A 3,130-nucleotide genomic window follows, 5' to 3' on the forward strand; every position below is an offset into this window, starting at 1 on the left:
GAACAGGAAGTAAATGTAGTAAGGTTTGCTTGTTGAGAAGTAGGGAAAAAGGGGGTCAAATCGTAAAGCAAGTACAAGCAGAAGGGGAAAGGTGGCTAATGAAAAAAGTTAATATAATCGCCATATCATTAATAGGTTTTATAATCCTTATTATTGGTTTACGTCAGTTTAGTGATAAGGATACACCCGTACTTATAGATAAGGGGAAAATAGTGTTGGATGAGGGAAAAGATTTTACGGAAAAGACAGAAAACATTGAATTGAGTAATGATACAAATTATGAAATTTATTATGAAGAATTTTCCGTAAAAGATAATTCAACACATATGGATATACATATAGAATATCCTCAGATAAAAAATATGAAGTCTTCAGAAATTGAGACGAAAGTTAATAATTTGCTCATGGAAAAAGCTATTTCAGCTTATGGAGATGAAGAGTCTGAGGGACTAAGTTTGCCAATGGAAACTAAAGTAGAATATTTTACTTCAAATATTATTTCAGTTAAATATACAGGTTATGGTTTTTACTATGGTTCAATGCATGGTAATAACATAATGTATGCCACGAATATAAATCTTAAAACAGGTGAAATAATTGATATTAACTATTTATTTACGGATTGTTTTCAAGAAAAGTTAAATCGAAATATCTTTATGTATAATGGTTCAGATAAAGCGAGTGAAGGAGAAGAGGTTGACCCCGATTCGTTTGAATTTGGATATGCTAATGCTGATGAAGGTATAATTATTGAAATGTTTAAAAATTACTTTAACAATATGGAAGTTGATAAATATTACTTTAGTGATAAATATTTTAACATTATTGCAGAAACTCCGAGTGGACCTACTACCTACTTAGAATTAGCAGCTAGTTACGACGATCTTAGGAGTTGTATGAATCCCACGTCTGGATTTTGGAGTGATATTGTAAAGTTGAAGTAACCAGCTAATTCTTGTTTAAGGTGTGTTATGGCCTCAGCTTCTTGCAAATTTGGGACAAAAATCAACCATGAAAGGTAAAATAGTCGATTTATTTGTCAATAGCAAAGGAGGAAATACTAAATATGATTATAAAGACAGGAGAAAGACGGAAGCCAATAGATTTAATAAAAAGTAACAAACATGTAATAATTTTAATTTCAATTATTTTACTATCTATTTTTGTCAGTGGTTGTCAAAGTTCAAATTATAAAAGTAATCATTCTTATGCTTCGAATGAGGAAGAACAAAGCACCGAAGTTGCACAAATATCAAAAAGCGAGGAACAGCAAAGCACGGAAGTTACACATATATCAAAAAGCGAGGAACTCAAGTGGTCATGGTGTATAAAACCGCAATACAGTGATTTGTTTTTTTTAGATAATGATTTGATTGCAGTTAAGGGAAGTAATGAAAAATATGTAATTGTTAATACTAGTGGTGAAATAGTAATTCCATTTGAGTATTTGAGCGTATCTAGTTTTGAAGATGGTTTGGCAGCGGTTTATACCGATGAAAATACCTTCTTTATAGATAAAAAAGGCGAAAATATTTTTGATAAAGTTTTTGATGATGCTGGTAGTTTTAGCGCTGGTCTTGCTCCGGTTAAAAAAGACGGTCTTTGGGGGTTTATAGATAAGTCGGGAAATATTGTTATTAAGAACCAATTTGATCAAGTAAGATGTTTTGCTGAAGGATTTGCAGCAGTAGAGAAAAATAACGAATGGGGTGTGATAGATAAATCAGGAAATCTTATTATTGATATTCAATATGACTCTATCAACGATTTTCACGAAGAAATCATTGGTGTGGAGAAAGAGGAAAATGGGGATTTATTGATAAGTCTGGAAAACTTGTTGCAGACATCCAGTTTGATGAGGTAAAAGATTTTTCTGAAGATTTCGCTGCCGTTATGAAAAATAACAAGTGGGGATTTATTGATAAAAGAGGGAAAATCAGCATACCCCTGAAATATGATGATGTTGGGAATTTTAGTGAAGGCAAGGTATCTGTTAAATTATCAAATTATGAAGATGGCCTCGATGAATGGGCATATATTGACAGTAATGATAATGTTGTTATAGATTTTTATCCTTATGATGCTACTGGTGATCAAATATTTTGTGTTGGTGAATTTAATGAAGGACTAGCTTTTGTATCCAAAACATTAGTATCCATTATAGATAACAACGGCAATAATATATTTTGGGGCGATTCAGAATTCTTTATAAGCTCATTAAAATACAACAGTGAATATGATGCTATTCCAGCGTATGTTTATACTGATGATTCTATGGAAATTAAGAAATACGGTCTAATGGGACTGACAGGGAATCAGAGACTAGAGCCAATTTTTGATTACATAAGCGATATAAATGGTGACTATGTGGTTGTAGAAAACATTGTTGATGGTGAAAATAAAATAGGGCTAATAAAAATTTATGAATAAGTTACCCTTATTGCAATCACTGAGGTTCGATGCGAATTATTCTGATGTCTAAATCTAATACCCTTGTTGGTGGTAAACTATTGAAAATGAGATTAAAACCCTATATACAGATATTGTTAAAAAAGGTAAAATGATGTTATATATAATAAAACGTATTAAGTGGATACAAAAGAGGTTAAAGAAATTAGTATATAGAAGCTTGACTAATGATATATGGTTAAGCAATAACTCTGAATGAGAAAAAGGAGAACAGTTTTATGAAGATTAGTAATGATGCACTTTCAGAAAGTAATGAGGTTAAGTCTTTTTATGGAATTGATATAGTTAAATTTATCTGTGCCATTTTAGTTGTATCGATTCATATTGCTCCCTTTGGAAGTAATGAAAAACTTTCGTTTTTGAATTATTGGGTGCAAAATTATTTAGCAAGAGTAGCTGTCCCTTTTTTCTTTGTAACATCAGGGTTCTTTTTGTTTAGAAAGACACGATATGATTCTTTTGATATTCATGTACCAATTCAATATGCGAAAAAGTTGTTTAGATTGTATGTGATTTGGACAGTGATTTATGGACCTTTTATTCTTAAAGAGATACTAACAGATGAGAATGGAGTGATTCACGGTATAATAAGATTTGTAAGGAAGTTCATATTCACAGGCTCCTATTTTGTTCTGTGGTTTTATAGTGCATCCAATTTTGG

4 protein-coding genes are annotated in these 3,130 nt (G+C 31.4%); all 4 read left to right on the forward strand.

The annotated features are described in order from the left end of the window. Positions 1-944 (forward strand): hypothetical protein (locus tag ACW2QF_RS18925; RefSeq protein ID WP_455717574.1); only part of this gene is annotated, 944 nt, incomplete at its 5' end. 122 nt (positions 945-1,066) lie between these two features. Continuing rightward, positions 1,067-1,864 (forward strand): WG repeat-containing protein, encoded by a 798-nt coding sequence (locus ACW2QF_RS18930; RefSeq protein WP_455717575.1) that lies wholly within the window; start codon positions 1,067-1,069, stop codon positions 1,862-1,864. Then, on the forward strand, positions 1,846-2,430 hold the full coding sequence (locus ACW2QF_RS18935) for a WG repeat-containing protein (RefSeq protein ID WP_455717577.1): 585 nt from the start codon (positions 1,846-1,848) through the stop codon (positions 2,428-2,430). Before ACW2QF_RS18930 ends, ACW2QF_RS18935 begins: the two co-directional genes overlap by 19 nt. Positions 2,431-2,687: 257 nt before the next feature. Further along, on the forward strand, positions 2,688-3,130 hold a 443-nt coding region (locus ACW2QF_RS18940), incomplete at its 3' end, for an acyltransferase family protein (protein ID WP_455717576.1).

The organism is Anaerosporobacter sp., assembly GCF_965301125.1.

Coding starts and splice junctions, on each gene's coding strand:
- ACW2QF_RS18930 (WP_455717575.1), top strand. CDS start 1,067: ATGATTATAAAGACAGGAGAAAGACGGAAGCCAATAGATTTAATAAAA.